25 protein-coding genes and 1 tRNA gene are annotated in these 25,990 nt (G+C 69.6%); 8 read left to right on the top strand and 18 right to left on the bottom strand.

The window, feature by feature from the left end; translation table 11 throughout:
* Positions 1 to 15: 15 nt before the first annotated feature.
* From obgE to rplU, 3 genes are all read right to left on the bottom strand, one after another.
* Positions 16 to 1,140 (bottom strand): GTPase ObgE, encoded by a 1,125-nt coding sequence (obgE, locus tag FOZ76_RS17330; RefSeq protein ID WP_143949547.1) that lies wholly within the window; start codon positions 1,138 to 1,140, stop codon positions 16 to 18.
* 312 nt (positions 1,141 to 1,452) lie between these two features.
* Complete coding sequence (gene rpmA / locus FOZ76_RS17325) at positions 1,453 to 1,710, bottom strand: 50S ribosomal protein L27 (protein WP_143949546.1); 258 nt, start codon at positions 1,708 to 1,710, stop codon at positions 1,453 to 1,455.
* 67 nt (positions 1,711 to 1,777) lie between these two features.
* Entirely contained in the window at positions 1,778 to 2,089 is a 312-nt protein-coding gene (rplU, locus tag FOZ76_RS17320; protein WP_143949565.1) for a 50S ribosomal protein L21, read from the bottom strand.
* A gap of 229 nt (positions 2,090 to 2,318) precedes the next feature.
* Between rplU and ispB the strand changes: the two genes are divergently transcribed.
* Both ispB and FOZ76_RS17310 read left to right on the top strand, forming a co-directional pair.
* Positions 2,319 to 3,284: an octaprenyl diphosphate synthase gene (ispB, locus tag FOZ76_RS17315; protein ID WP_143949545.1), complete on the top strand. Its 966-nt coding sequence runs from the start codon at positions 2,319 to 2,321 to the stop codon at positions 3,282 to 3,284.
* Between the two features lie 128 nt (positions 3,285 to 3,412).
* The gene (locus FOZ76_RS17310; RefSeq protein ID WP_143949544.1) at positions 3,413 to 4,324 is read left to right on the top strand and encodes a DMT family transporter; all 912 of its coding nucleotides are present in this window, start codon (positions 3,413 to 3,415) and stop codon (positions 4,322 to 4,324) included.
* Here FOZ76_RS17310 and FOZ76_RS17305 read toward each other — a convergent pair.
* Entirely contained in the window at positions 4,296 to 5,237 is a 942-nt protein-coding gene (locus FOZ76_RS17305) for a helix-turn-helix domain-containing protein (RefSeq protein ID WP_170235507.1), read from the bottom strand. The two genes, FOZ76_RS17310 and FOZ76_RS17305, sit on opposite strands and share 29 nt — an antisense overlap.
* Before the next feature lie 322 nt (positions 5,238 to 5,559).
* On the opposite strand from FOZ76_RS17305, the gene FOZ76_RS17300 reads away from it, so the two are divergent.
* Positions 5,560 to 6,147 carry a recombinase family protein gene (locus FOZ76_RS17300; RefSeq protein WP_143949542.1) on the top strand — a complete coding sequence of 196 codons (588 nt, stop codon included), beginning with the start codon at positions 5,560 to 5,562 and terminating at the stop codon, positions 6,145 to 6,147.
* Between the two features lie 51 nt (positions 6,148 to 6,198).
* Here FOZ76_RS17300 and FOZ76_RS17295 read toward each other — a convergent pair whose 3' ends face one another.
* Positions 6,199 to 6,633 carry an ATP-binding protein gene (locus tag FOZ76_RS17295; RefSeq protein ID WP_143949541.1) on the bottom strand — a complete coding sequence of 145 codons (435 nt, stop codon included), beginning with the start codon at positions 6,631 to 6,633 and terminating at the stop codon, positions 6,199 to 6,201.
* Between the two features lie 18 nt (positions 6,634 to 6,651).
* Entirely contained in the window at positions 6,652 to 8,469 is a 1,818-nt protein-coding gene (locus FOZ76_RS17290) for a solute carrier family 23 protein (RefSeq protein ID WP_143949540.1), read from the bottom strand.
* A 59-nt stretch (positions 8,470 to 8,528) separates the two neighbouring features.
* Here FOZ76_RS17290 and FOZ76_RS17285 point away from each other — a divergent pair, with 59 nt between their 5' ends.
* The 3 genes from FOZ76_RS17285 to FOZ76_RS17275 all read left to right on the top strand — a co-directional run bounded on the left by FOZ76_RS17285 (position 8,529) and on the right by FOZ76_RS17275 (position 10,038).
* Complete coding sequence (locus FOZ76_RS17285; RefSeq protein WP_143949539.1) at positions 8,529 to 8,864, top strand: STAS domain-containing protein; 336 nt, start codon at positions 8,529 to 8,531, stop codon at positions 8,862 to 8,864.
* A 56-nt stretch (positions 8,865 to 8,920) separates the two neighbouring features.
* Positions 8,921 to 9,871 carry an NUDIX hydrolase gene (locus FOZ76_RS17280; RefSeq protein ID WP_143949538.1) on the top strand — a complete coding sequence of 317 codons (951 nt, stop codon included), beginning with the start codon at positions 8,921 to 8,923 and terminating at the stop codon, positions 9,869 to 9,871.
* A gap of 90 nt (positions 9,872 to 9,961) precedes the next feature.
* Positions 9,962 to 10,038: transfer RNA gene (locus FOZ76_RS17275), tRNA-Pro, on the top strand.
* A 139-nt stretch (positions 10,039 to 10,177) separates the two neighbouring features.
* Here FOZ76_RS17275 and FOZ76_RS17270 read toward each other — a convergent pair.
* The 12 genes from FOZ76_RS17270 to pdxR all read right to left on the bottom strand — a co-directional run bounded on the left by FOZ76_RS17270 (position 10,178) and on the right by pdxR (position 22,884).
* Positions 10,178 to 10,615, bottom strand: coding sequence for a cupin domain-containing protein (locus FOZ76_RS17270; protein ID WP_143949537.1), 438 nt, complete (start codon positions 10,613 to 10,615; stop codon positions 10,178 to 10,180).
* A complete protein-coding gene (locus tag FOZ76_RS17265) occupies positions 10,609 to 11,391 on the bottom strand; it encodes a cysteine hydrolase family protein (RefSeq protein WP_143949536.1) in 783 nt (260 codons plus the stop codon). Before FOZ76_RS17265 ends, FOZ76_RS17270 begins: the two co-directional genes overlap by 7 nt.
* Before the next feature lie 133 nt (positions 11,392 to 11,524).
* Positions 11,525 to 12,334 (bottom strand): creatininase family protein, encoded by an 810-nt coding sequence (locus FOZ76_RS17260; RefSeq protein ID WP_143949535.1) that lies wholly within the window; start codon positions 12,332 to 12,334, stop codon positions 11,525 to 11,527.
* Between the two features lie 10 nt (positions 12,335 to 12,344).
* Positions 12,345 to 13,997 (bottom strand): CocE/NonD family hydrolase, encoded by a 1,653-nt coding sequence (locus FOZ76_RS17255; RefSeq protein ID WP_143949534.1) that lies wholly within the window; start codon positions 13,995 to 13,997, stop codon positions 12,345 to 12,347.
* On the bottom strand, positions 13,994 to 15,376 hold the full coding sequence (locus tag FOZ76_RS17250; protein WP_143949533.1) for an FAD-binding oxidoreductase: 1,383 nt from the start codon (positions 15,374 to 15,376) through the stop codon (positions 13,994 to 13,996). The genes FOZ76_RS17255 and FOZ76_RS17250 overlap by 4 nt, the downstream gene beginning before the upstream one ends.
* A gap of 142 nt (positions 15,377 to 15,518) precedes the next feature.
* Positions 15,519 to 16,334: an ABC transporter permease gene (locus FOZ76_RS17245; protein ID WP_143949532.1), complete on the bottom strand. Its 816-nt coding sequence runs from the start codon at positions 16,332 to 16,334 to the stop codon at positions 15,519 to 15,521.
* Complete coding sequence (locus FOZ76_RS17240) at positions 16,334 to 17,185, bottom strand: ABC transporter ATP-binding protein (RefSeq protein WP_143949531.1); 852 nt, start codon at positions 17,183 to 17,185, stop codon at positions 16,334 to 16,336. The genes FOZ76_RS17245 and FOZ76_RS17240 overlap by 1 nt, the downstream gene beginning before the upstream one ends.
* 60 nt (positions 17,186 to 17,245) lie before the next feature.
* Positions 17,246 to 18,250, bottom strand: a complete 1,005-nt coding sequence (locus FOZ76_RS17235) for an ABC transporter substrate-binding protein (protein ID WP_143949530.1) — start codon at positions 18,248 to 18,250, stop codon at positions 17,246 to 17,248.
* Between the two features lie 42 nt (positions 18,251 to 18,292).
* Positions 18,293 to 19,576 (bottom strand): amidohydrolase family protein, encoded by a 1,284-nt coding sequence (locus FOZ76_RS17230; RefSeq protein WP_143949529.1) that lies wholly within the window; start codon positions 19,574 to 19,576, stop codon positions 18,293 to 18,295.
* 1 nt (position 19,577) lies between these two features.
* Positions 19,578 to 20,546, bottom strand: coding sequence for a PDR/VanB family oxidoreductase (locus FOZ76_RS17225; protein ID WP_246129591.1), 969 nt, complete (start codon positions 20,544 to 20,546; stop codon positions 19,578 to 19,580).
* Positions 20,547 to 20,654: 108 nt separating this feature from the next.
* The gene (locus FOZ76_RS17220; RefSeq protein ID WP_143949527.1) at positions 20,655 to 21,305 is read right to left on the bottom strand and encodes a TetR family transcriptional regulator C-terminal domain-containing protein; all 651 of its coding nucleotides are present in this window, start codon (positions 21,303 to 21,305) and stop codon (positions 20,655 to 20,657) included.
* Between the two features lie 94 nt (positions 21,306 to 21,399).
* The gene (gene pdxR, locus FOZ76_RS17215) at positions 21,400 to 22,884 is read right to left on the bottom strand and encodes a MocR-like pyridoxine biosynthesis transcription factor PdxR (protein WP_143949526.1); all 1,485 of its coding nucleotides are present in this window, start codon (positions 22,882 to 22,884) and stop codon (positions 21,400 to 21,402) included.
* Between the two features lie 132 nt (positions 22,885 to 23,016).
* Here pdxR and gabT point away from each other — a divergent pair, with 132 nt between their 5' ends.
* Positions 23,017 to 24,282, top strand: a complete 1,266-nt coding sequence (gabT, locus tag FOZ76_RS17210; protein WP_143949525.1) for a 4-aminobutyrate--2-oxoglutarate transaminase — start codon at positions 23,017 to 23,019, stop codon at positions 24,280 to 24,282.
* 137 nt (positions 24,283 to 24,419) lie between these two features.
* On the top strand, positions 24,420 to 25,874 hold the full coding sequence (locus FOZ76_RS17205; RefSeq protein ID WP_143949524.1) for an NAD-dependent succinate-semialdehyde dehydrogenase: 1,455 nt from the start codon (positions 24,420 to 24,422) through the stop codon (positions 25,872 to 25,874).
* Positions 25,875 to 25,990 lie beyond the last annotated feature (116 nt).

Genomic DNA, 25,990 nt, shown 5'->3' with positions numbered 1-25,990 from the left:
GACTGATGCGGATGGCTACCGAAAGCGCGGGTCCTCGTCCGCGTATTTCGGGTCGACCTGCGGCCCCTCCGGCTCGGCCGGGCCGGTGTCTTCCTCGACAGGTTCGAGTGCCTGTTCCTTGGCGCGCTCCTCGTCCAGGTAGTCCTGCAGCGCATAGACGAGTTCCTGGGTGCCGGCGCCGGTCAGGGCCGAGATCGAGAACACCCGCCCTTGCCAGCCCAGCTCCTGCACCAGGGCGACGCGAAAGGCGTCCGGGTCGGGCAGCATGTCGAGCTTGTTCAGCACGAGCCAGCGCGGCTTTTCATACAGGCTTTCGTCGTAGCGGCGCAGTTCCTCGACGATGGCGCGGGCCTGGCCGGCGGCGTAGGCAACGGGATCTTCGGGTGCCTCGGGCGGCGCGCTGTCCACGAGGTGCAGCAGGACGCGGGTGCGCGCGAGGTGGCGCAGAAACAGGTGGCCCAGGCCGGCGCCTTCGGAAGCGCCCTCGATCAGCCCGGGGATGTCGGCGATCACGAAGCTGCGTTCAGCCTTCGTGCGCACCACCCCCAGGTTGGGATGCAGCGTGGTGAAGGGGTAGTCGGCGACCTTCGGGCGGGCGTTCGACACTTTGCGGATGAGGGTGGACTTGCCGGCATTGGGCAGGCCGAGCAGGCCGACGTCGGCGAGCACCTTGAGTTCCAGGCGCAGGCGGCGCGATTCGCCCGGCTCGCCGGGCGTGAACTGGCGCGGTGTGCGATTCACGCTGGACTTGAAGTGCAGGTTGCCCAGGCCCCCGCGCCCGCCCTGGGCGAGCACTACGCGTTCGCCATGCCGGGTGAGGTCGAACATCTGCTCGCCGGTGTCGGCGTCGAATACGATGGTGCCCACCGGCACGCGCAGGATGATGTCCTCGGCGCCCGCGCCGTACTGGTCCTTGCCGCGGCCGTTCTCGCCGTTGCGCGCGCGGTGCAGCCGGGCGTAGCGATAGTCGATCAGCGTGTTGATGTTGCGGTCGGCCACGGCGTAAATGCTGCCGCCGCGTCCGCCGTCGCCGCCGTCGGGTCCGCCCTTGGGGATGAATTTCTCGCGGCGAAAGCTCGCCACGCCGTTGCCGCCCTTGCCGGCGTGGACCTCGATGGTGGCTTCGTCGACGAATTTCATGGCTTCAGGTATTCCTGTTCGTGCCGGACGAGGCCGGCGGAGACTGGCGGTGTGAGCCCGTCCGCCAGGGTCGGGAGGCGCCGAGCCACAGTTCGGCGCCGCTCATCGCATGCGGGTCTGGATGCCCGCGGGCACGGCGTTGCGGCAGCGGGAGGAAGCCGGTCGCAGTGCGCGAGACTGTCGATAGACTGTAAGGCCAAACCTTCGGCGAAAAAAGCAAAGCCCCGCCGATGCGGGGCGGGGCTTTGCGATGAGGCGCTGCGTCTGCCGCCGCGCCCTTGCGTAGCGCCTGGCGGTGCGACGCAGCGGGCCTCAGGCCTTGACGACCGTGACCGTGGACTTGTTCAGCGCGCCGCGCTTGCCGAACTGGACGACACCGTCGGCCAGCGCGTAGAGCGTGTGGTCCTTGCCCATGCCGACGTTCGGGCCGGCGTGGAAACGGGTGCCGCGCTGACGCACGATGATCGAACCCGCGGGGATGGTTTGGCCGCCATACACCTTGACGCCCAGGCGCTTCGATTCCGAATCGCGCCCGTTCCGCGTAGAGCCGCCGCCTTTTTTCTGTGCCATGATTGGACTCCATGAAACCGTTGCGCGGACAGCGCCGCGGCAACGTGTAGGTTAGCCTGTCAGCCGATTACGCCGAGATCGCGTCGATGCGGATTTCGGTGTAGTTCTGGCGATGGCCCTGACGCTTCTGGTAATGCTTGCGCCGGCGCATCTTGAAGATGCGAACCTTGTCGTGGCGACCTTGCGAGAGAATCGTAGCCTTGACCACGGCGCCCGACACTAGCGGGGCGCCAACCTGGATCTGGTCGCCTTCGCCGACGGCCAGTACCTGGTCAAGTTCGATTTCCTGCCCGATGTCTGCCGGTATCTGTTCTATTTTCAGTTTTTCGCCGGCAGCAACACGGTATTGCTTGCCGCCGGTTTTTATGACCGCGTACATTGAGGAAACCCCTAAAAAAAGTTCCAGCCAAAGCTGAACATGCGATTCTAGCATCCGGGCTTCGGCCTTGACAACAAGAACTTGCTGTGCCAGTAGATCCGGGGTGAAACCCTGGCCGACGGCGCCCGTATAATCGTCGGGTTCTGTCGCGCTGCCGCGCGCGGCGTGTACGCGGCCCGTACGCGAATGTGGCCCGTACGCGAATGTTACACCTCCTTCTGGAAGCATCTTGAGTCTGCCCTCTCTGCTCGCGCCGATAGCCGACGACATGCTCGCGGTCGACGCGGTCATTCGCGCCCGACTGGATTCCCAGGTCGTCCTGATCCGCACCATCGGCGACTACATCGTCGAGGCCGGTGGCAAGCGCATGCGCCCCGCGCTGCTGCTGATGGTGGCCCGGGCCCTGGGCTACGAAGGCACGCGGCACCACGAGCTCGCCGCCGTGGTGGAGTTCATCCACACCGCCACCCTGCTGCACGACGACGTGGTCGACGAGTCCGACCTGCGCCGCGGGCGCAGCACCGCCAACGCCGTGTTCGGCAATGCGGCGAGCGTGCTGGTGGGCGACTTCCTGTATTCGCGCTCGTTCCAGATGATGGTGGATGCGGGCAGCATGCAGATCATGCGTATTCTTGCCGACGCGACCAATGTGATCGCCGAGGGCGAGGTGCTGCAGCTTCTCAACGTGCACGATCCGGACGTCACCGAGGCACGCTACCTGCAGGTGGTGCGCTACAAGACGGCCCGCCTGTTCGAGGCGGCGGCGCAGGTGGGCGCCGTGCTCTGCGACGCCGCGCCCGACGCCGTCGAGGCGGCCGCCGAGTACGGCCGGCGCATGGGCACGGCCTTTCAGCTCATCGACGACGTGCTCGACTACGGTGGCGCAGCGGCCGAACTGGGCAAGAACGTGGGCGATGACCTGCGCGAAGGCAAGGCGACGCTGCCGTTGATCCACGTGATGGCCAACGGCGCGCCCGAGCAGCGCGACCTGGTGCGTGCCGCGATCGAGGCCGGCGACGGTGATTTCGCCGCCGTGGCCGCGGCGATCCGGGATACCGGCGCGCTCGAGCACACGCGCCAGGCCGCACGCGTGGAGGCCGCGGCCGCCGTGCGCGCGCTGGATGCCTTTCCGCCCTCGGCGTATCGCGATGCCATGCTGGCGCTGGCGCAGTTCGCCGTCGAGCGCGGCCACTGACAGCACGCGGGCCGCCGGCGCGGCCCGACCCGACCCGGCTCCGTTTTCTCGCAGCGTGCGCTTGCGGGGACGCGCGCGCCAGGGCCGGGCTCGATCTCATAACAAGAATCTCAGTACCGGAGACCCGAATGGACCGCCGCAAACCCCTGGACCGCTTCGCTGCGGGTGTCATGCTGCTGCTGTGCTTGACCTGGGGCATACAGCAGGTGGCGGTCAAGGTCACGGCGCCGTCGATCAGCCCGGTCATGCAGATCGCGATCCGCTGTGCGCTGGCCGGGCTGATGCTGCTCGCGGTGATGCGGGTGCGCCGGGTGCCGCTGCTCGGCCCGCCCGAGCACCAGCGCGCCGGCCTGCTGGCCGGGGTGCTGTTCGCGAGCGAGTTCCTGTTCGTGGCCATCGGGCTTGACTATACAAGCGCCTCGCACATGTCCGTATTCATCTATACCGCGCCGATCTTCACGGCGCTCGGCCTGCACTGGCGGGTGCCCGCCGAGCGGCTCTCGCCCGTTCAGGGCTTGGGCGTGCTGGCCGCCTTCGCCGGCGTGGCGATCGCCATGTCCGACGGCTGGCGTGGCGGTGGCGGTGAGACCTATGCGCTGATGTGGCTGGGCGACGCCTGCGGCGTGCTGGCCGGCTTCCTCTGGGGCATGACGACGGTGGCGATCCGGCTGAGCGCGATCGCCGAGGCGCCGCCCAGCCGTACGCTGCTCTACCAGTTGGTCTGCGCCGCCGTCGGCCTGTATGTCTTCGCGGTGCTGACCGGCGTGCACGAGATCGGCCCCATGACCGGCATCGCCTGGGCGAGCATGACGTTCCAGACCGTGGTCGTGGCCTTCGGCACTTTTCTCGCCTGGTTCTGGTTGCTGCGTCGCTATCTCGCGTCCCGGCTGGCCGTCTTCAGCTTCCTCACCCCGGTATTCGGCATCGCGGCCGGCGTGCTCCTCCTGGGCGAGCCGTTCGCGCCGAGCTTTGGCGTCGGCGCGCTCTTCATCCTCGCCGGTATCAGCCTGGTCAACCTGCCGCGCCGCCGGCCTGCGTGACCAGGGCCGGCGCCTCGCCCTCGCGCGCGCACGGCGCGCTCAGCATGTAGCCACGTCCGCGTATCGAGCGGATCGGGGCGGTCACGCCCACCGCGTTGAATTTTCGGCGGAGCCGGCAGACGGCCATGGTGAGTTGGCGCGTCCCCAGCGGCTGGGCCTGGTGGCCCGGTTCGGCCGAGGGGCCCGCGGGCAGGCTGTCGGACTGCTGCTGGGCAAGCAGCGCGAGAACTACCTGGCGCTCCTGCGCCGTCAGGGTGATGTGGCGGCGATTCGGCGCATGCCAGAGCCATCCGCATGCCGAGAGCCGCCAGCCTGCCGGGGTCTGCACGGCCTGGGCGGTGGCTTGCGCCGGGACGCCGGGTTCGGGCGCAGGCGCCCGCGGGGACGGCGGGCGGCCATAGTAGGCCAGCACCTCCTGCAGTTCGTGCTTCAGCGCAGCGGCGGCGAGACGGCTGGAGACGCACAGGTCCGCGCCGGCGCGCGTCGCCGCCAGGCGCTCGGCATGCCCATGCACCCGCACGACGATGCCGATGCGCGGGTCGCTGCGCAGGACCGACACGAGATGCGGAACATCGTAGGCCGCGCCCGTCGACGTCTCGACGATGACCAGGTCGAGGCCCGCGTGGCGGAGCAGTCCGAGTTCGAGCGGGTGCTGCACGTAGCGCACATTGCCCAGTTCGCGCAGCATGCAGTCCTGCGCCGGATCGGCGGCGTGGCGACCCGTTCCCAGGACCACGATCTCGGGCATACGGCAGGGCGCGGGGCCGGGAGCGTCGCGCAGGAAGGCCGGGGCGAGCGCCGCGGCGGCGGTTTCGGCGAATGTGGCGCCGCTCAGCTCGGCGGTGTTCGCAAGATTGGCCGGGCGGACCCGGAACGTTCGAGGTTGCGCTGGCCCGTCCTCTGATGCCGGCACTACACTTTCGCCTCGCATCGCCCCTGCGCTCCATGGGATCGCCGCCTCGATCAACCCGGCGAACACGCACTGGCGTGGCGCTTGTGACCAAAAGGGGTCCCTTCTGGAACACTTGTGATAAAGAATGAGTAGATGTAAAGCGTCACTAACAACAACGACTTAGCTTCCTGAGTTGAACCGGTGACCACGCTCGCTACCGTAAGCGCAATGGGACCCCTTCTTGTCAACGCCAGCCGCGCGTCGCCACGCGCGGCCGGGGAGCGCGCGCCCGCCTGCCCTCGTGCGGTGGCCGACGCGGATTCAGGCAGTACCCGAGGCATTGATGAAGGCTCCCGCACGAACCATAGGCTACGCTCGCGTCTCCACCGAGGATCAGAACCTGGAGTTGCAGACCCGCGCCTTGCAGCGTTCGGGCTGCGACCAGATCTACACCGATCATGGTGTGTCCGGCGCGGTCACGTCGCGTTCCGGGCTGACGCGGGCCCTGCGCGCCCTGCGCAAGGGCGACAAGCTGGTGGTCTGGCGTCTCGATCGGCTCGGCCGCTCGTTGATCCACCTGGTCCAGCTCCTCGATCGCCTGGGCCAGCGGGGCGTCGCCTTCTGCTCGCTGTGCGAGCACATCGATACCGCGACATCGGGCGGACGGCTGGTGTTCCACATGATGGCCGCGCTGGCGGAGTTCGAGCGGTCTCTCATCAGCGAGCGCACGCGCGCCGGCATGGCCGCGGCCCGGGCGCGCGGCAAGCACGTCGGCCGCATGCCGTCGCTCTCGCCCGAACAGTGCGCGCGGGCGCGCCAGTTGGTGGAAGTCGAAGGCGTGCCCAAGGAGGTCGTGGCGGCCCAGTACGGCGTGCAGCCGCGCACGCTGGCGCGGCTGCTGAGCCGGTCTGCCGGCGGTTCGCCGTCCTGACGCCTGCCCGGGAGCGGGACGGGCTGCAGCCGGCATGCGGCGCAGGCCGGGTCAGGCCTGCGGGCAGTCGATCTCCAGCGTCAGGCGATTCTCGCCGTCCTGCCGGGCGTACGCGATCCGGCTGAGGTAGTGGCGCATCAGTTGCACGCCGTGGCCGCCTATGTTGGCCTGCTCGACCGACGTCATCGCTGTCGGCGGGGCGACGGCGGTCGGGTCGAAGGCGATGCCGTTGTCCGTGATGGTCACGCGCAGCGCGGCGGGCAGGCGCACATAGCTCAGGCGCACCCGCGGTGGCGCGCTGTCCGCGTCGCGCTGGCCGAAGGCATAGGCCACCACATTGGTGAGTGCTTCGTCCACGCTCAGTGTCAGGCCCATGGCTACCCGGGCCGGCCAGCGGTCGCGCTCGGCTAGCGTTTCGAGCCAGGCGATGGCCGTGCCGACCGCGGTGGCGGTCGGGTCCAGGTCGATCGAATCGGATGCGGTCAAGACGGCCTCCCCGGGGCCTCAGTGGTCGAAATGCAGATGGATGAAGGAGCGCCCTTGCCGCGTACCGGCATTCACGCGGTCGGCCAGGTGGCGCAGCATGGCGAGCGAGGCCCCTGCCACGGCCTGTTCGAGCCTGACGTCGTCCTCGTCGTCGAGCAGGCGCGCGAGGTCGCCCGCCGCGGCCGGCTGCATCGCCAGCGGCGGGCCGTCGTGCTCCAGGTCGATGTCGAGGTTGTATTCGTCGAAGGCGCCGCGCAGCGCACGCACGCGGCGCGCGTGGCCAGTGCCCGCGATGGCCTCGCTGGCTTCGAGCGCGGCCATGGCCGCGCGCACGATGACGTCGCGCCGCGCGCCCCAGGCCGCTCCCTGGCGCTCGATGAAATCCGTGATCGCGCTGGCGGGCGCATGGGGCGTATCGGCCGTGTCCAGCGTCAGCGTGGCGCTGCGCCCCGTACCGAGGCGAAACAGCAGGTTGAGCGCGATCGCCACCAGGCTGGCGACGATGACGCCGTTGCCGACCAGAAACTGCAGCACGGGCGGCACGTCCTGGGCGACCTGGGGCAGGACCAGTACGCCCAGCCCCAGCGTGAGCGAGATGCCCACCATGAAGATGGCGCGGCTGTCCAGGGCGCGCTGGGTGATGAGTTCGATGCCCGCGACGATCAGGAAGGCGGCGACGTAGACTTCGATCGCGCCGATCACGGGCGGCGGGATCAGGCTGAGCGCGAGGCTCGCCTTGGGCATCAGGGCCACCAGGGCGAGCAGGGCGGCGGTGGCCAGCCCGATGTAGCGCGAGGTGCTGCGGCTGATGTGCGCGAGCGCGATGTTCGCCGACGACGTACACGTGGAATACGCACCCAGCCATGCGGCGAGCCCGTCGCCGATGCCGTTTGCGCGCATCGCCCGCCCCGTGGCGCGCAGGTCGGCGCGCCGCCAGTCGGTGTCCTCGATCTTCTGCATCAGCACCACCGTGCCGAAGGTGTCGAGCTGGCTCATGACGCCGATCAGGGCGAGCGCGATCACCAGCCCCGGGTCGAGTGCGAACACTGGCGCCGGCGGGGTGGGCAGGGCGAGCCAGGCGACCGCGCTCAGTTGATCCCAGCCCGCGAGCAGGCCGGCGAAGGCCGAAAGCACCACGCCGACGGCGATGCCGGCCAGCAGGCCGAGCAGCTTGAGCGTGCGCGCGCCCCAGATCGCGCAGGCGACGATGACCCCCAGCGTGACGAGCGAGACCCAGGCCATGCTGCCCACGGCCTGGCCGTCGGGGCCGAGGCCGATGGCGTGCGACAGCGACGAGCCGGCGAGCGACAGGCCGGCCATGCAGATGACCACGCCGGCCACGGCGGGCGGGAAGACGGTGCGCAGATAGGGCATGCAGTAGGCGGTGGCGAACATGCACACGGCGAGCACCAGGGTCGCGCCGACCATGCCACCGGGGCCGTAGCGGATCAGGACCTCTGCGCTCAGCAGCATGAGCAGCGGATTGGGCATGTGCACGACGAGCAGGCCGCAGCCCAGCCTGCCGCCCCATGCCTGCAGCGCGGTGCACAGCGCCATGCCCAAGGCGGTGGCGGCGACGAGCTGCTGGATCTGCCCGACGTCCAGGCGGCCCATGCTGCCGGCCGCGATGACGTAGGTGAGCAGGGCCAGGGCGGTGGCCGCGTGCTGCGCGGCGAGCGTCAGCAATACACCGGTGGGCGGTCGATCCTGGGCCCCGTAGATGATGTCGGGGGTGCGGCGTCGTGCCGTCGGCGAGGGCGGCAGGCGTAACCAGGAAGCGGCGGGGCGATGCATGCGTGTGTGCGTGAGCGAGGTGCTGTTAATATCGCTTGCCATGCGGCCGACCGGCGCATCGTTGGCAGACTCCTCGCATCGTACCGCCCTTAGACGACACCATGACCATTGCCTGTGAAAATCTCGGTGCAACCTTCATTGCGGCGCCCCAGGGGCAGCTGAACAGCGTGAACTCGGCCGAAGCCGAAGCCGAGCTGCTCGCGCATGTCAATGGCGGTGCGCACAAGCTGGCGCTCGACTTCGGCAAGCTCGACTACATCTCGAGCGCCGGGCTGCGCGTGGTCCTCGTCCTCGCCAAGCGCCTGAAGCAGGCCGAAGGCAAGCTCGTCATCTTCGGCATGCAGCCGCATGTGCGCGAGGTCTTCGACATCAGCGGCTTTCTGGCCATCCTGAACGTGGTCGATACGCGCGAGCAGGCGCTGGCCCAACTCGCCTGAACCGCCGTCTGCGCGTCCCTTCCGCGGCGCGCCCGGGCGCGCCTTTCGCTGTTGCCATGTCCGATCACACGAGTCGTGCTCTCGCGGTCGATCTGGTCGCGGTGCTGGTCGCCGTCACCGATGGCGAGCCGCGCGTGCTGACCACGCGAGAGGCCACGGCGCTGCCCGCCGGGCCGTTTGAGCAGGGGCACCGCTCGCTGCAGGCCGGGCTGCGCGCCTGGGTCGAACAGCAGACGCATCATCCGCTCGGCTACGTCGAGCAGCTCTACACCTTCGCCGACCGCGACCGCATCGACGCCTCCGGCGCCGAGGTCCAGGCGATGTCGATCAGCTATCTTGCGCTGACCCGCGAGGCGGCGCCGGATGCGACGGTCACGGGTAGCTGGCAGAACTGGTACCGCTATTTTCCATGGGAAGACCGGCGCGCCGGCGCGCCGCCCCTGATCGACGCCCGCATCGTGCCCGCGCTCGGGCGCTGGGTGGCCGCCGCGCCGGATGCGCAGAGCCGGGCGCTGCGCGACGAACGCGTCGCCGTCACCTTCGGCCTGCAGGGGCATGGCTGGAACGAAGACCTGGTGCTGCAGCGCTACGAGCTCATGTACGAAGCCGGTCTGGTGTCCGAGGCGGTGCGCCGGGCGGGCAAGCCGCTGCAGCAGGCCATGGACATCGTGCCGGGCGACGCCATGCGGCACGACCATCGGCGCATTCTCGCCACCGGCATCGCTCGCTTGCGCGCCAAGATCAAGTACCGCCCTGTATTCTTCGAGCTGATGCCCAGCGACTTCACGCTGCTGCAACTGCAGCAGGCGGTCGAGGCGCTGGCGGGGCGTCGCCTGCACAAGCAGAACTTCCGCCGCCTGGTGGAGCAGCAGGAGCTGGTCGAGGAAACCGGCGAAGTGCAGGCGGGCGGCGCCGGGCGGCCCGCCAAGCTGTTTCGCTTTCGCCGCGGCGTGCTGCTGGAGCGCGCGATCGCGGGCAGCAAGCTGCCATTGGCGCGCTCGTTGTAGCAATGCGCGTGACTAGTTTACGAAGCGTCAGAAAATCGCTATACTCTTTTTCTTTCTCGGGTGCGCCAAGGCGCGTATTCGATGGAAACTCGGGGCGTAGCTCAGCCTGGTAGAGTACTGCGTTCGGGACGCAGGAGTCGGAGGTTCGAATCCTCTCGCCCCGACCAATTCGTTGGTCGGCCCCAGTTTCACGATGGCTTGTCGCCGTCGGTCCTTCGGGAAGGCCTGTTCAAAAAAGCCGGTACGCTAGTCGTGCCGGCTTTTTTTTGTCATGCGCGGGCTGTTTTATGCGCGGGCGCGCCGGCCTCAAGTGCCGGCCATGCCCAGCACTGCCTTGTCTTCGGCGCTCAGCGTCACCGGCACGCCGCGCCGGATCAGGGCGGCGAAGTCCTCGTCCGGCGTCATCACCGTCAGGCAGTACAGCTTGCCCGGGCCGGTGTTCTCCACTTCGTGCGAGCTGCCCGGGCGCACCAGCATGGCGTCGCCGCGGCGCAACTCCAGTGCTTCGCCGTCCGCGTAGGCCCGGCCTTCGCCCTCCAGGATGAAGAACATCTCATGCGCGCGCACGTGCGTGTTGGGCGGTGTGCGTCCGCCCGGCTCGAAGATTTCGACGACGGCGACGAGGTCGCAGCCCTCTCCGGTGGCGTCGAAGACCATGGCGAAGTAGTTGGTGTCCTGGGGCGAGATGCGCCAGGCCGGACATTCGGCCATGACCTTGCGGATGGCGGGGGCGGGTTTCAGCATGTCTGGATTCCTGCGGCGAGAGCTTCGGAGGTGGCGACGAAGCCGAAGCACTGTCTGGTGTTGTAGAGGGTCGCTTGCATGCAGTAGCCGGGCGAGGTGGTCGCGCTGCAGTCCTCGAGCAGGATGCAGTCGTAGCCGAGAAAGTTGGCGTCCTGCAGGGTGCACAGCACGCATTGGTCGGCGTTCACGCCGGCAAAGAGCAGCGTCTGCACGCCGAGGTTGCGCAGGATGGAATCCAGCGGCGTGTCCCAGAAGCCGCTCATGCGGTACTTGGCGACGTGGATGTCCTCGGGGGCCGGCACGAGCTCGTCGACGATGCCGGCCGACCACGAACCCGCTTCGAGTACGCGCGCGCCACCGGGCAGGGCATCGCCCAGGCCCGTGCCCACGCCGGTGGGCTTGTACACGTGCAGCAGCGAGGGGCTCAGGTTGAGGCGGTCGGGGCGGTTGCCCCAGTTGACCCATAGCACCGGCACGTCCTGCTCGCGCAGCACCGGCAGCAGCCGTGCCAGCGGGGCGATGGGCTTGCGCGCCGGCGCCACGTCGACGCCGATCGAGGCCAGCCAGCCGTCCGGGTGGCAGAAGTCGTTCTGCATGTCGATGACGACGATGGCGGTGCGCGCGAGATCGATGGCGAGGTCCTGCGGCTGGGCCGCGAAGCGCGCCGGGCGCGGCGCGGGCGGGGTGCGAACCAGGTCGGCGCTGGCGGCGGCGACCCGCCATTGGTTGCGGGGCGTGGCGCCGAGCGGGATGCCGGCGGGTGGGGCGGATGTCATGGCTGGGCCTCGTACGGGGTTGCCGCGGCCTTGGCGGGCCGCGTGTAAGGGCTGGCGCTGGATGGCGGTGCGGCCAGGACGTGGCCGCGCCCGCCGGACGGCGCGGGCGCCGGATGCCGTTGCTTGCCGCCGGTCACGGCGTGGCGCGCAGGTGGTCGATGGGAAAGCGATGCACCTCGGCGAGCAGCGTGGCCAGGCCGCGCGCCGCGTGATCGAGCACCTGGTCGCCGCGCTCTGCGTCGGCGTCGAGCGCGTTGCCCGCGGCCCCCGCCGGGTTCAGATCCTGGGCCTGCCAGCCAAAGCCCACGCGGCCTTCGGCGCGCAGGTAGCGGTAGTTCTCCTCGATGTGGATGCTGGCCGGGCGGAAGTCCTGCGCATGTTCCATCTGCACCAGGTCGGGCCGCAGGGCCAGCATCATCGAGGTTTCCTTGCTGCCGCCGTGGATGCCGTGACGGCGCTCCAGCTCGGGAAACGGCTCGCCCGGCACCGGGCCGAAGCTGCCGCCGTCGCAGCACACGACGAACATGCCCAGGCGCACGCGCAGATCGCGCGCGACGATGTCCATCACCTGCGGCTGGCCGCCGTGCGAGTTGAACAGCACCAGCTTGCGGATGCCGGCGCGGTGCACGCACTCGCCGATCTCGGTCCACACGCGGGTCAGCGTCTCGGCCGACAGGCTGAGCGTGCCGGGAAACGCCAGGTGCTCGTTGGCCTTGCCGACGGCCTGCATGGGCAGGAAGGTGATCGGCAGTTCCTCGGGCAGGTGCTGTATTGCGCGCTGCACGATGCCTTCGTTCAGGCAGGCGTCCACGTACACCGGCAGGTGCGGGCCGTGTTGCTCGACCGAAGCCACGGGCAGCACCGCCACGGTGTCCTTGGGCAGCCGGGAAAACTCGCGCGTCGTCATGTCCACCCAGAGGCGGCGGGGCAGGCGGATCGTCATGGATGGGTCCTCAAACAAGGTTCAGCAGCAGTCGTGAAGGTTGTCCGGCGCCGTAGTGCACGCCCAGCGTGGTGACCAGGGCGCTTGCGCCGGTTGCCGTCTTGGGGTCTGCGCCGGTGCCGGGGTTGACGGCGTAGGCGGGAAAGGCCGCGCCCGCGATCGACAGGCGCAGGGCCTCGCCCGGCTGCAGGGTGGCGCAGGTGGCGGCCAGGCGCACGGTCGCGACGGCGGTGTCGGCGTCGGGGGCGACGCGGCGGTAGCCTTCGGCGAGCGGAATGACCTTGCCGTCGGCCTGTACGCGCGAAAGCGTGCAGGCGAGGTCGAAGCTCGGTCGGTCGCAGGCCACGTGCAGTTCGAGCGCCACGTCGCCCGCGATCGTCAGCGCTTCGGTGCAGCGCGCGCTGGTATAGGTCAGCACGTCGCCGCGCGCATCGACGCCGGCGCGGTCGACGGCGCCCGGCGGCGTGCCGAAAGCGCCGCCCACCGAAGGCGCCGGGCGCCAGGGGTCGGTGACCACGCAATCGACCAGGTGCGAGGCCTGCGGCGCCGCGTCGAGCAGGCGGCCGTCCTGCGCGTCGAGCGAGGCGAGTCCGCTGCCCGCCAGAAAGAGCGCGTGCGAGCCCTGCGGCCAGGCGTCGAAGCTGCGCCAGGACTTGCTGCCCAGGTCGAACAGGCGCACGGGGGCGTCGGCGTCCACGCCGTTGTCCGCGTCCTTGAGCCAGCGGTCGAACCAGCGCAGGTGCAGGGCGTCCATGCCGCCGTCCGCCTCGGGGCCGAAGTCGACCGCGCCGCTGCGCCTGCCCCAGGGAAAGTGGCCCCATGGCCCGACCACCAGGTGCGCCGGCGCTGCGCCGGCCTCGTGCAGGGCCTTCCAGCCGGCCAGGCTGCCTTCGAGGAAGCTGTCGTACCAGCCGGCCGCCAGCAGCGCGGGCAGCTTGCGCTCGGTGATCGCGCGCAGCCGCGCCGCCGGGGAAATGTCCTGCCAATAGGGATCGTCCGGCGGCGTGTCGCGCCAGGCCGTGTAGTGCGAGAACTCGCGGTACTTGTCCATGAAGGCCGGGCGCGCGGGCACGCGCTCGCCCAGGGGCAGCGCCTTGGCGGCCCGCGCGAGTTCGGCATAGGCATCGGCGTCGCCGGCGTGGCGCGCGGTCTCGGCCGCGAGCTGCGTAGCCCAGCCCATCGACGACTGCAGGCGGAACGCGCCCTGGCTGTGCGACCAGCCCTCGCGCGCGTCCCAGGGCGCCATGGCGGGCGCGAGCGCCTGCAGTTCCGGGCCGGCCAGGCTCGCCGCCATGTACTGGTTGTAGCCCTGGTACGAGAACCCGTACATGCCGACCCGGCCGTTGCTGCCGGGCAGCTTCGCCGCCCAGGCGATGGTCTCGGCGCCGTCCTCGGCATCGTGGCGGCCCAGGGTGAAGACGCCTTCGGACGTACCGCGCCCCCGGATGTCCTGCACGACCACGATGTAGCCGTGCGCGGCATACCAGCGCGGATGGGCGTAGCACAGTGTGCAGGCGATGCGCCGGCCATAGGCCTGGCGCATGAGCAGCACGGGGTATGGGCCGGCCGCGGCCGGGCGGTACACGTCCGCATCCAGGCGCACGCCGTCGCGCGTGGTCATGGCCACGGTCTCGGGCGGCAGGGTGGCGAGCAGCTCCGTCATGCCGCCACCCCGTCGGCCGCGCGCAGCTCGTCCCAGCCGCGCAGCTTGCCCGGGTTGAGCAGGCCCTGGGGGTCGAGCCGCTGCTTGAGCGCGACCACCTCGGGGTTGACCTTGCCCTGCTTGCCGTCCTCCACGACGTAGACGTGCGGGTTGTTGATGCGCACGCCGTGATCGCGATGGATCTGCATGATCTCGTTCAGGCGCTCTGGCGTGGTGTAGCGCACGAGCTGGATGCCGCTGCAGTTCAGGCCGCCTTCCTTGGTGCGCAGGAACTCCAGGTGCATCATCACCTCGCCGGCCAGTTCCTTCTCCAGCGCCACGATCTGGCCCAGGTAGTCGTTGGGCGACGGGTCGAAGGCGCTCTGGATGTAGGTGAGGGACTTGTCGTGCTTCAGCGCGTTCAGCGTCGTGTGGTTCCAGGTGAACTCGATGAGGGTGCGCCCGCTCGCCTGCACTTCCTCAGCGTTTTTGCAGTAGGTGAGTTCGCCGCCGTGCTGCGCGAGCACTTGGCGCATGCCGGCTTCGCTGCACTCGGCGATGACCAGCAGCACGGCGTGGCAGCCGGCCGGCAGGGCTTCGGCGATGGGCGTGAGGTACTGCGGGATGGGCGCGCCGAGAAAGCACACGTCCTTCTTGATCAGCGCCGGGTTGGCCGAGACGTCGTTGGCGAAATGCAGGGCCTTTTCGAAGTCGGTGAACACGGCCACGCCTTCCATCCAGTGCTGGGCCGGCGCGAGCGCGACTTCCAGTTCGAGCACGATGCCGGTGGTGCCGTAGGTGTGATGCAGCAGCATGGCTTGGGCATCGTGCAGCTCCAGCACGCGCGGCTCGGGCTCGACGGTCATCACCCGGGCGCCCAGCACGTTGCCGGTCGCGGCCACCGGGCCGTAGGTGATCGAACCCGCGCCGCCGAAGCCGCCGCCGAACAGGCCGCCCAGCGTGGCGGTGCGAAAGGTCGAGGGCAGCCAGCGCAGTTCGTAGCCGAGCGGGCGCGCGTGCTTGTCGAAGTCGGCCAGGCGGATGCCGGCCTGGGCGCGGCCCACGCCACGGCGCGCCCAGCCGAAGGCGTTGTAGGCCGACAGGTCGAGCACCAGGCCGCCCTGCAGCGGCGTGGACTGGCCGTAGTTGCCGGTGCCGCTGCCGCGCACGGTGATCGGGATGCCCTGGCGGGCGCAGGCACCGACCACGCTGCGGATCTCGTCCTCGGTACGCGGACGCACCACGACGTCGCCGCGCTTGCCGGCCAGTTGCTCCTTGAGCACCGGGCTGAACCAGGAGAAGTCGCTGGACAGGCGGCCGACCTTCAGCGGGTCGACGATCCATTCGAGCCCGGGCAACTGCGCGGGCAGGCTGGCGGCGGGGTTGGCATGTACAGTCATGATGGAACTCCGAGTGGGGGCGGCCGGAGCGCGCGTCGGCGGCCGGAAAGCAGGTCTGGGGAGAGCGCCGGCCGTGTTGGCCGGCGCGTGGGATGGCGTCCGCCGCAAGGCGTGAAGGCCGGCCTTGCGCGTCGGTTCGTGCTCAGTCGTGCGAGGTCTCGCTGGCGTGCCAGGAGCCCAGCGCCTTCTTCGACAGCCACGACATGGCCGCGAACAGGGCGATGCCGGTCAGCGAGATCAGCAACAGGGCGGCGAACATGCGCGGGATGTCGAGCTGGAAGCCCGCCTGCAGGATCTGGTAGGCCAGGCCGGAGCCCGTGCCGCCGGTGCCGGCGACGAATTCGGCGACCACGGCGCCGATCAGCGCCAGCCCGCTCGAGATGCGCAGCCCGCCGAAGAAGTAGGGCAGCGCGCTCGGAATGCGCAGGCGCACCAGCGACTGCCAGCGGGTTGCCCGGTTGAGCTTGAAGTAGGCCTGCAGATCGGGGTCGATGCTGCGCAGCCCGAGCGTGGTGTTGGCGATGATCGGAAAGAGCGCGACCAGGGTGGCGCAGATCACCATCGAGATCGTCGGGTCCTTGACCCAGATGATGATGAGCGGCGCGACCGCGACGATGGGCGTGACCTGCAGCAGCACGGCGTACGGGAACAGGGCGGTCTCGATGCGCTTGCTCTGCACGAACAGGAACGAGACCAGCACGCCGGCGACGGTGGCCGCGAGAAAGGCGATCAGCGTGATCTTCACCGTCGTCGCGAGGGCCATGCCCAGCGGCTGCCAGTGCTCGAACAGCGTGACGGCCATCAGATAGGGCGAGGGCACCAGGTAGGGCGGCAACTGCAGCGCGGTGACGGCGAGCTGCCACGCGGCGATCAGCACGATCCCGACCAGCGCGGGGTAGACGATGCGCTGCACCTCGGGACGGCGCAGCAGGGGAACCGGAGTGGATCGGGTGGCCATCAGTGTGCCTCCTCAGTGTCCACGCTCGCCTTCAACAGGCTGTGCTGCAGGTGGCGTGCGTAGCGGGCGAAGGTGGTGGACGTGGTGAAGTCGATGTTGCGCGGATAGGGTTCTTCGATGTCGAGGGTCTCGACCACGCGGCCCGGCCGCGCGGCCATCACCACGACGCGGCTGGACAGGAACACCGCCTCGTGGATGGAGTGGGTGACGAACGCCACGGTGAGGTTCTTGCGGCTCTGCAGCTCGAGCAGGTCGGAGTCGAGCTTGTGCCGCGTGATTTCGTCGAGCGCGCCGAAGGGCTCGTCCATCAGCAGGAGGTCGGGGTCGGTGGCGAGCGCGCGCGCGATGGAGACGCGCATCTGCATGCCGCCCGACAGGGCGCGCGGCAGCGCCTTGTGGAACTTGGCGAGGCCGACCAGCGCGAGCGCGTCGGCCACGCGGGCATCCGCTTCGGCGCGCGGCACGCCGGCCAGGTCCAGCGGCAGGCGCACGTTGGTCTGCACGCTGGCCCAGGGCATCAGGGTGGGCGACTGGAACACGAACGCCATCTTGCCGCCGGTGGCCTGCTGCACCGGATGGCGCCACAGCAGGATGCGCCCGTCGGTGGGTTCGAGCAGGCCGGCGATCATCTTGAGCAGCGTGCTCTTGCCGCAGCCCGAGGGGCCGAGCAGGGTGACGAACTCGCCGCGCGCGATCTTCAGATCGACCGGCAGCAGGGCACGTGTGCCGTTGTCGTAGGTTTTCTCGGCCGAGAGTATCTCGACCACCGGCGCGGCGTGCGGATCGGCGCTGGCGGGCAAGTCGGCTGGCGTCGGGTAGGCCAGCGAGAGCGAGGTCTTTGCGAGGGTCATGGCAGGGCGCGCGCGTTCGGGGTTGGGGGGGCGGCGGCCGGGAGGGTCGCCGCGCTGCGTTCAGGGCAGGACCTTGACGTCCTGCATGAGCGATACGTCATAGGCCTGGCCGATGTCGACCTTGGCCGGATCGAGCAGGCCGGCCTCGAGCAGGAAGTCGTAGCTCTGCTTGGCGCGCGCTTCGGTGATCACGCCGATGCCCAGCGTGGCGGCGTCGCCGCCCGTGACCATCTGCTCTTCGTTCAGCTTCTTGACGCCGTAGTCGAGCTGCGCCTCGGTCATGTTCGGGTTGTCCTTGCGGATGAGCACGTTGGCGGGCGCCGGGTTCTCCAGGTAGCTCTTCCATCCTTCGGCCGAGGCCTCGAGGAATGCCTTGACGGTGTCGCGGCGCTCCTTGACCGTGCTTTCCATGCAGGTGATGGTGGCGGCGTAGGCCGGATAGCCGTAATTGGAGAAGAGCAGCACCGTGGGGTTGCCGCCGGCCTGCTGGATCGAGAACGGCTCGGACGTCAGATAGCCCTGCTGCGCCGTGTTCTTGTCCGCCATGAAAGGCTGGATGTTGAAGGTGTACGGACGGCTCTGGCCGTCGTCCAGGCCGTACTTGGCCTTGAGCCAGGGCCAGTACGCGCGGTGCGCGGTCTGCGCGATGAGGATGGTCTTGCCCTTGAGATCCTCGAACGACTTCACGTCGTCGTGCGCGATCATGACCTGCGGGTCCTTCTGCATGAAGGCCGCGACCGTGGTCACCGGCACGCCGCCCGCGCGCGCCTGGATCATCTGCAGGTCGCTCGAACCCATCACGCAGTCGGCCTGGTTGCCGACCATCATCTGCACGTTGTTGACCTGCGGGCCGCCCATCTTGATGGTCACGTCCAGGCCATGCTTCTCGTACAGGCCGGTGGCGAGCGCCTGGTAGAAGCCGCCGTGTTCGGCCTGGGCATACCAGTTGGTGAGCAGCGTGAATTTCTCTGCCGCGTGTACGGCCGGCGCCAGGGCGGCGGCGGCCAGCGGCAGGGCGGCCCAGCGGGCGAAGTGGCGAAGAGCGTGGGGCAGCGGGGTGTTCATGGCATCCTCAAGGAAGGAAACGGGCCTGCGGAAGAAGGAAGATCAAGACAGCGGGATGTACCCTGCCGGAACGGTGTCGGGGGCGATTGCCCGGCCGTTGCGCAGCACGATGCGCGCATGCGTGCGGCCGGGAAAGCCCTGTGCGCGTGCTTGCGGAAAGATCACGAAGTCGGCGGGGCCGCCGATGCTGCCGGGGCGGGGCGTGCCGCGGTTCAGCCAGTCGTTGCGGCAGATCGCGTCGGACCAGGCATCGAACGGCGATTCGAGCTGGCCGGCCAGCACGCCCGTGGCCAGGGCCTGCACGGGGTCGTAGTCGCCGATCGGGCAGAACGGGTCCTGTACGTTGTCCGAGCCGATCAGCACCGGGATGCCGCGCTCGCGCGCCTCTTTGATGAGCGTCAGTCCGCGCGTGCGCGGCGTGCGGCCGGTCTGCGCATCCTGCAGCAGCAGGTTGGTGGCGGGCAGACTGACCAGGGTGATCGGCGTGCGGGCCACCGCGTCGAGGGTGGCCAGGGCGCGGTCCGGATCTTGTACCGACAAAGCGCAGGCATGGCTGCAGACCACCGGGCCGTCGAAGCCGGTGTCGGCGAGCAGCGCGGCCAGGGTGGCGAGCCCCGCCGCCTGCGGAGCGAGCTCTTCGTCGATGTGCAGATCCAGTCCCAGCCCGGCCTCGGCGGCGGCTGTGACCAGGTGCCGCAGCGCCTGCGGGTTCCAGTTGCTGGTGTGCACGAAGCCGCCCAGATGCGCGCCGGCGCCCAGGCGCGCGACCTGGCGGGCCAGGCGGCGGGCGTCTTCGCGCTCGGCGAAGAGCGTGAGCGGGATCAGGGCGGAGCGTTCCAGCTCGACGCGTGCGCGCCAGTCGTGGCCGAGTTCGGCGAGCACGTGCCAGGCGATGGGCACGGCGGCGGGTTCCCACCAGTCGCAATGGGTGCGCATGCGCGTCACGCCGGCCGCCCAGGCCCATTGCAGGGCCTGTTCGGCGCGTTCGCGCACGTCGTCGGCGCTCCAGCGCGCACGGTCGTGCATCATGGCTTCGATCGCGCCGAGCAGGCCGGGCTCGACCTGGCCGAGCCGGTGCAGCGTCAGCGTCTTGTCCAGGTGGGCGTGCGCTTCGATCAGGCCGGGCAGCACGGGCGCGCCGGCCAGATCCCAGTCGCCGGCCGCGTGCGTGTGGCCGCATGCCGGCGTGATGGCCGCGATACGGCCTTGCGCGAGCGCGATGTCCGCCAGGACTGGTTGCGCGTCCATGACGGGCCAGTCGCTGCCGAGCAGCCACCGGGGCAGGCGGGCGCGGCGCAGGCGTTCCGGGGTGGCGGGGTGTTCCATTCTAGAGATCCAGCGTGAGCGTGGGTGTGGCGCTGCGTGCGCAGCAGACGGCAACGTGCGTCTGCCGCTCCTCGGCGGTCAGGCAGGTGTCGCCGTGGATCGGCGCACCATCCAGAAAGCGGGTGACGCAGGAGCCGCAGATGCCTTGTTCGCACACCATGTCGACGTCCACGCCGGCCGCGTGCAGCGCTTCGGCCAGAGTCTGGTCCGGGCCCACCCTGACGCGCCGGCCGTCCTGCCGGGCGAGGATGGCCTCGAAGCTGGCGCCGGCCGCGGTGGCGCCGGCGGCGCCCGGCGCGCTGAAATGTTCGCTGTGGATGCGATCGGCCGGCAGCGGCGAGGCCCGGCGCACGGCGTCCATGAAGCCCGCGGGGCCGCAGACGTAGACGCGGCCCGTGGCCGGGCTTTGCGCGAGCAGGCCGGCGAGGTCGGCGCGCTCCTTGGGGGCGCCGTCGTCCAGGTGCAGGCGGACGCGATCGGCCCAGGGCAGGCTGCCCCAGTCGGCCGGCAGCGGCAGATGCCCCGGGCTGCGCGCGAATACCGCCAGGGTGAATTCGGCGCCACGGGCGTGCAGCGTGTGCGCCATGGCCAGCAGCGGCGTCACGCCGATGCCGCCGCCCAGCAGCAGATAGTGGCTGGCATCGGCCAGGGCGAACTGGTTGCGCGGCAGGCCCACGCGCAGGCGGGCGCCGGCACAGGCGGCATCGCACAGGGCCGCCGAGCCGCCGCGGCCGGCGGCTTCGCGCTTGACAGCGATCTGGTATCGGCCGGGCTGCGCGGGATCGCCGCACAGGGAGTACTGGCGCACCATGCCGTTGGGCAGGTGCACGTCGATGTGCGCGCCGGCCTCCCAGGCGGGCAGGCGCTCGCCCTCCGGGTGCGCCAGCGTGCAGGCGACGATGTCGGGCGAGCGCTGCTCGACCGCGTGCACGACGAGTTCCAGCGTGGTGGCGATGGGAGAGGAAAGCACGGCGTCCATTTCATTGACCAGTGAATTTGATCGACTGGTCAAAATAAGCAGAACCCGTGCCAACTCCGCGCTGCTTCTACGGCCGCCGCGACGACCGGCTGACGCGCCTTATTTTGGTGCGACCCCCGCGCCACGGAGCACCAGCTCGGTGAGCTCGTGCACTATCGGTTCGCGCGCCAGCGGCTGCGGCGCGGCGCACCCGAGCATGACCCGCACCTGGGTTTCGTAGTCGGCGTAATGCTGGGTCATTGCCCAGATGTGCATGAGGAACATGCGGGCGTCCAGCGGGCGTATCTGGCCCTGGGCGATCCAGCGCTCGATGCGCTCCACCTTGTGGCGGATCGAGGCGACCGCGTGCGGCCAGTAGTCGCCCAGGTTCGGCCCGCCGTCCATGATCTCGCGCGTGAAGATGCGCGACACGTCCGGGTTGTCGAGCGCGTACTCGAGTTTCTTGCGGATGTACTCGCGCAATACCGTGGCCGCGTCGTGTTCGTCCGACTCGAAGATGAAGCCCGCCGACCAGCCGTTCAGCACATCGCGCAGCAGTTCCTGGTAGAGCTCGTCCTTGCCGGCGATGTAGTAGTGCAGTTGCGGCTTGGTGAGGCCGGCGCGCCTGGCGATGTCCTGCGTGGTGGCACCCTTGAAGCCGCGCAGGCTGAATTCCGCGATGGCCGCGGCGCGGATGGCGTGCATGATGCGCTCCCGGCCGGGACGTTTGCGGGTGGCGGTGCGGCGCTGGGCCGGAGTATCCAGGGGCATGCGGGCGGGTGGGCGAGGAAGTAAAGGGCGGCGCGGGGCCGCGCGCAGTCGCAAATAGTAGGCAGCTTGCGCGTCCGCGCGCAAGCTGCCGGGCCTAGATGCCGTGCTCGGCCAGCCCCTGGCGCAGCGCGTGGAAGGCGGGCGTGATGTCCGCCTCCTCCACGCAGGCGTACCCCAGCAGCAGACCGCGCGCTGTGGTGTCGCCGAGGTAGTAGCGCGAAAGCGGCCGCGTGAGGATGCCGCGCGCGATCAGGTCCTGCGCGAGAGCCGCGTCGTTGACGTGCGCGGGCAGGCGCAGCACCAGGTGCAGACCGGCGTTGCTGTCCTGCGTGTGCAGGCAGGCGCTGCTCAGGTGCTGTTCGATCAGCTCGACCAGCAGCGCGCGCCGCCGCGCGTACAGCACGCGCATGCGCCGGATGTGGGCGGCGTAGTGGCCGTCCTCGATGAGGTGGGCGAGCGCGCGCTGCGTGATCGCATGGCCTTCGCGGTAGAGGTCGGCGTGCACCGAGCGAAACGCGGCGGCCAGTTCGCGCGGCAGCACCATGTAGCCCACGCGCAGGCCGGGAAACAGCGTCTTGCTGAATGTTCCGATATAAATGACGGGCGGGTTTTCCTCCAGGCCCTGCACTGCGGGAATCGGGTGTCCGCCGAAGCGGAATTCGCTGTCGTAGTCGTCCTCCACGATCCAGGCGTTCCGGCTGCGCGCGAAGGCGAGCAACTCCTGGCGCCGGGCCATGCTCATGACCGGGCCCAGCGGGTATTGGTGCGAAGGCGTCACGAACACCAGACGCGGGGACGGCGCACCATCCTCCACAGGCAGGCGCATGCCCTGTTCGTCCACCGGAATGGCGCGCACGGTGATCGCCGGATCCATGCGCAGCACACTGTGAAAGCCCCAATACCCCGGGTCTTCGACCCACACGGTTTCGCCGGGGTCGACCAGCATCTTGACGGCCATCTCGATGGCTTGGTGCACGCCCTCGGTGATCAGGAGCTGCTCCGGCTCGCAGCGCACCGAACGCGCGACCCGCAGATGCTGCGCCAGGGCTTCGCGCAAGCGCATGTCGCCGCCGCCGTTGGCATAGGTGAGCAGAGCGGGCTCCGGCGAGCGCCACAGCCGGGCCAGCAGCCGCGCGAAGTGGCGGTTGGGAAACTGCCTGACGTCCGGCACGCCGGGCATGAAGGCGCCCCATTGCCGCTCGAAGGCCGAGGCGCGCTCGAGCGCCGTGCGCGCCCGTTGCGCCAGGCGCGGAGCCAGGCCGGCGTGCGGCGCCGCCGGGACGGCGCGGCTGGCGTGCAGAAAGCGGTCAGGGGCGGTCTCGGCGACGAAGGTACCGCTGCCCACGCGCGTGTGCAGGTAACCCTCGGCTTGCAATTGTTCGTAGGCGTGCAGCACCGTGTTGCGCGAGAGGCCAAGCTCGGCGGCGAGATCGCGCGAGGCGGGCAGGCGCGAGCGCGGCGGCAGCGAGCCGTCCAGGATCGCGGCGCGCAGCGCTTCGTACAGACGGCGATTGCGCGGCCCGGACGGCGCCTGGGCGTTCAGGCGCTGCAGGAGCAGGTCGGCGGTGACGGAACGCATGGCTGGCTCCTTATTGGCACCATAGTATTTTATAAGGTGGCTCTTCTCTTTGGTGCCAATTCGGTCGCAGAATGCGCTGGCGGGCCGTATCGCCCTGAACGACTGTCAACCTGGAACTCAAGAACCCCCGCCATGACCAACGAAGAACTCAAGCAACGCCGTCTCGCCGCCGCACCGCGCGGTGTGGGCGTGATGTGCGATTTCCACGCCGAGCGTGCCGAGAATGCGCGTCTGTGGGATGTGGAAGGCCGTGAGTACATCGACTTCGCCGCTGGCATCGCCGTGCTCAATACCGGCCATCGCCACCCGCGGGTGATCGACGCCGTGCGTCGCCAGCTCGATCGCTTCACCCACACGGCCTATCAGATCGTGCCTTACGAAGGGCCGATCGCGCTGGCCGAGCGCCTGAACGCGTTGGTGCCGATCAGCGGCGACACCAAGACCGCTTTCTTCACGACGGGCGCCGAGGCGGTGGAGAATGCCGTCAAGATCGCGCGTGCCCATACTGGCCGCTCGGCGGTGGTGGCGTTCGGCGGTGCCTTTCACGGTCGGACCCTGATGGGACTGGCGCTGACCGGCAAGGTGGCGCCGTACAAGCTCGGCTTCGGCCCGTTCCCGACCGACGTGTACCATGTGCCTTTCCCCGCGAACCTGCAGGATGTTTCCGCGCAGGATACGCTGGATGCCCTGAACCAGCTCTTCAAGACCGACGTCGACCCGCAGCGCGTGGCGGCGATCATCATCGAGCCGGTGCAAGGCGAGGGCGGCTTCAACCCCGCACCCACCGAACTCATGCGCGGCCTGCGCAAGCTGTGCGATCTGTACGGCATTGTCCTCATCGCCGACGAGATCCAGACCGGCTTTGCGCGCACCGGCAAGACCTTCGCCATGGAGTATCACGACGTCGAGCCCGACCTGATGACGATGGCCAAGAGCCTGGCCGGCGGCTTTCCACTGTCGGCGGTGAGCGGGCGCGCCGCCATCATGGATGCCCCGGGGCCTGGCGGGCTGGGCGGCACCTACGCCGGCCACCCGCTGGCCGTGGCTGCCGCGCATGCCGTGCTCGACGTGATCGCCGACGAGAAGCTGTGCGAGCGCGCGCAGGCGCTGGGCCAGCGCGTGAGCACCCGTCTCGAGGCGCTCAAGCCCACGGTGCCCGCCATCGCCGAGGTGCGCGGCCTGGGCTCCATGATCGCCATCGAGTTCCGCGATCCGGCGTCAGGCCAGCCCGACGCAGCGAAGGTCCAGGCGGTGCTGAAGAGCGCCCTGGAACAGGGCCTGCTGCTGCTCTCCTGCGGCATGTACGGCAACGTCATCCGCCTGCTTTATCCTTTGACCATCGAGGACGAGTTGTTCGGGCGCGCACTGGACATCCTGGCGCGCGCCATCGAAGGCTGACCGGGCCGGGACTCGCCCGCGGGTCGGCCGGAAGCTGCCATGCCGGGCGAAAAAAAGCGGCTCACGGCGTAATGGATACGGAATACAGACAGCGGCGGCCGCACGGGCCGTGCGCCACACCTTGGGAGTTGGAAAACATGAGTCAACGACTGCAATTGAAGCGGCCCGACCTGCTGCGCCAGGCATGCCTGCTGGGCGACGGCTGGCGCGAAGCGCTGGACGGCGCCACCATCGACGTGACCGACCCGTACACCGGCGAGGTGCTGGCCCGCGTGCCGCAACTGGGCGCGGCGGACGCCGAGGCCGCCATCGAGGCGGCCGCCCGGGCGATGACGGCCTGGGCTGCGCAGCCTGCCAAGGCGCGGGCCAAGGTGCTGCGCCGCTGGGCCGACCTGATGATGGAGCACCAGGACGACCTCGGCCGCATCCTCACCTGCGAGCAGGGCAAGCCGCTGGCCGAGGCCAAGGGCGAGATCGCCTATGCCGCGTCGTTCATCGAGTGGTTCGGCGAAGAGGCCAAGCGCGTGGACGGCGAGATCCTGCAAAGCCCGGTGTCGGGCCAGCGCCTGCTCACGCTGCGCCAGCCGATCGGGGTGTCGGTGGCGATCACGCCCTGGAACTTCCCGGCCGCCATGATCACGCGCAAGGCCGGCCCGGCCCTGGCCGCGGGCTGCCCGATGATCGTCAAGCCCGCCGAGTTGACGCCGCTGACCGCGCTGGCGCTGGGCGCGCTGGCCATCGAGGCCGGCGTGCCGCACGGCGTGCTGCAGGTCATCACGGGGCGCTCCAGCGAGATCGGCCCGGTGCTCACCGGCAGCGATACGGTGCGCAAGCTGAGCTTCACCGGCTCGACCGAGACCGGCCGCAAGCTGATGGAACAATGTTCCTCCACCATCAAGAAGCTGTCGCTGGAACTGGGCGGCAACGCGCCCCTGATCGTGTTCGAGGACGCGGACATCGACAAGGCGGTCGCCGGCATCGTTGCTTCCAAGTTCCGCAACGCCGGCCAGACCTGCGTGTGCGCGAACCGCGTCTACGTGCACGACAGCATCTACGACGCCGTGACCGAGCGCCTGCTCGCCGAGGTCGCCAAGTTCCGCGTGGGCGACGGCCTGGCCGAGGGCACCACCCACGGCCCGCTCATCAACGAAGGCGCTGTCGCCAAGGTCGAGCAGCACATCGCCGATGCCGTCGAGCGCGGCGCCAAGGTGCTGACGGGCGGCAAGCGCGTGTCCGGCACCTGCTTCGAGCCCACCGTGCTGGCCGAGGTGGACGAGCGCATGTTGTGCGCGCGCGAGGAGACCTTCGGCCCACTCGCGCCGCTGTTCCGCTTCACCGACGAGGCCGACGTGGTGCGCCAGGCCAACGACACCGTCTTCGGGCTGGCGTCCTACATCTTCACCGAGGACCGCAACCGCCTGTGGCGCGTGTCCGAGGCGCTGGAGTACGGCATGGTCGGCATCAACACCGGCCTGATCTCCAACGAGGTGGCGCCCTTCGGCGGCGTCAAGCAGTCCGGCCTCGGGCGCGAAGGCTCGCGCCACGGCATCGAGGAATACCTCGAGATCAAGTACCTGTGCCTGCAGGACTGATCGACGCGCGCTGGCCGGCGGCGACGCCGCGGGCCTCATGGGTGCCGGATTCGGCGCCCGATCCTGTCCGCCACGGGCTGGACGGGGCCGTCGTGAAGGGCTGAGCCATGCCGCGC

Origin of the sequence: Verticiella sediminum (genome assembly GCF_007558815.1) — a bacterium.
Lineage (GTDB): Bacteria > Pseudomonadota > Gammaproteobacteria > Burkholderiales > Burkholderiaceae_B > Verticiella > Verticiella sediminum.
Note: the sequence above shows the minus strand (reverse complement) of the source record. Positions and strands in the feature narration are given on the sequence as shown.

Excerpts from the sequence above, each read along its gene's own strand:
- obgE (WP_143949547.1), bottom strand. The coding sequence starts at position 1,140 with ATGAAATTCGTCGACGAAGCCACCATCGAGGTCCACGCCGGCAAGGGC.
- rpmA (WP_143949546.1), bottom strand. The coding sequence starts at position 1,710 with ATGGCACAGAAAAAAGGCGGCGGCTCTACGCGGAACGGGCGCGATTCG.
- rplU (WP_143949565.1), bottom strand. The coding sequence starts at position 2,089 with ATGTACGCGGTCATAAAAACCGGCGGCAAGCAATACCGTGTTGCTGCC.
- FOZ76_RS17310 (WP_143949544.1), top strand. The coding sequence starts at position 3,413 with ATGGACCGCCGCAAACCCCTGGACCGCTTCGCTGCGGGTGTCATGCTG.
- FOZ76_RS17300 (WP_143949542.1), top strand. The coding sequence starts at position 5,560 with ATGAAGGCTCCCGCACGAACCATAGGCTACGCTCGCGTCTCCACCGAG.
- FOZ76_RS17290 (WP_143949540.1), bottom strand. The coding sequence starts at position 8,469 with ATGGCAAGCGATATTAACAGCACCTCGCTCACGCACACACGCATGCAT.
- FOZ76_RS17285 (WP_143949539.1), top strand. The coding sequence starts at position 8,529 with ATGACCATTGCCTGTGAAAATCTCGGTGCAACCTTCATTGCGGCGCCC.
- FOZ76_RS17280 (WP_143949538.1), top strand. The coding sequence starts at position 8,921 with ATGTCCGATCACACGAGTCGTGCTCTCGCGGTCGATCTGGTCGCGGTG.
- FOZ76_RS17270 (WP_143949537.1), bottom strand. The coding sequence starts at position 10,615 with ATGCTGAAACCCGCCCCCGCCATCCGCAAGGTCATGGCCGAATGTCCG.
- FOZ76_RS17265 (WP_143949536.1), bottom strand. The coding sequence starts at position 11,391 with ATGACATCCGCCCCACCCGCCGGCATCCCGCTCGGCGCCACGCCCCGC.
- FOZ76_RS17260 (WP_143949535.1), bottom strand. The coding sequence starts at position 12,334 with ATGACGATCCGCCTGCCCCGCCGCCTCTGGGTGGACATGACGACGCGC.
- FOZ76_RS17255 (WP_143949534.1), bottom strand. The coding sequence starts at position 13,997 with ATGACGGAGCTGCTCGCCACCCTGCCGCCCGAGACCGTGGCCATGACC.
- FOZ76_RS17250 (WP_143949533.1), bottom strand. The coding sequence starts at position 15,376 with ATGACTGTACATGCCAACCCCGCCGCCAGCCTGCCCGCGCAGTTGCCC.
- FOZ76_RS17245 (WP_143949532.1), bottom strand. The coding sequence starts at position 16,334 with ATGGCCACCCGATCCACTCCGGTTCCCCTGCTGCGCCGTCCCGAGGTG.
- FOZ76_RS17240 (WP_143949531.1), bottom strand. The coding sequence starts at position 17,185 with ATGACCCTCGCAAAGACCTCGCTCTCGCTGGCCTACCCGACGCCAGCC.
- FOZ76_RS17235 (WP_143949530.1), bottom strand. The coding sequence starts at position 18,250 with ATGAACACCCCGCTGCCCCACGCTCTTCGCCACTTCGCCCGCTGGGCC.
- FOZ76_RS17230 (WP_143949529.1), bottom strand. The coding sequence starts at position 19,576 with ATGGAACACCCCGCCACCCCGGAACGCCTGCGCCGCGCCCGCCTGCCC.
- FOZ76_RS17220 (WP_143949527.1), bottom strand. The coding sequence starts at position 21,305 with ATGCCCCTGGATACTCCGGCCCAGCGCCGCACCGCCACCCGCAAACGT.
- pdxR (WP_143949526.1), bottom strand. The coding sequence starts at position 22,884 with ATGCGTTCCGTCACCGCCGACCTGCTCCTGCAGCGCCTGAACGCCCAG.
- gabT (WP_143949525.1), top strand. The coding sequence starts at position 23,017 with ATGACCAACGAAGAACTCAAGCAACGCCGTCTCGCCGCCGCACCGCGC.
- FOZ76_RS17205 (WP_143949524.1), top strand. The coding sequence starts at position 24,420 with ATGAGTCAACGACTGCAATTGAAGCGGCCCGACCTGCTGCGCCAGGCA.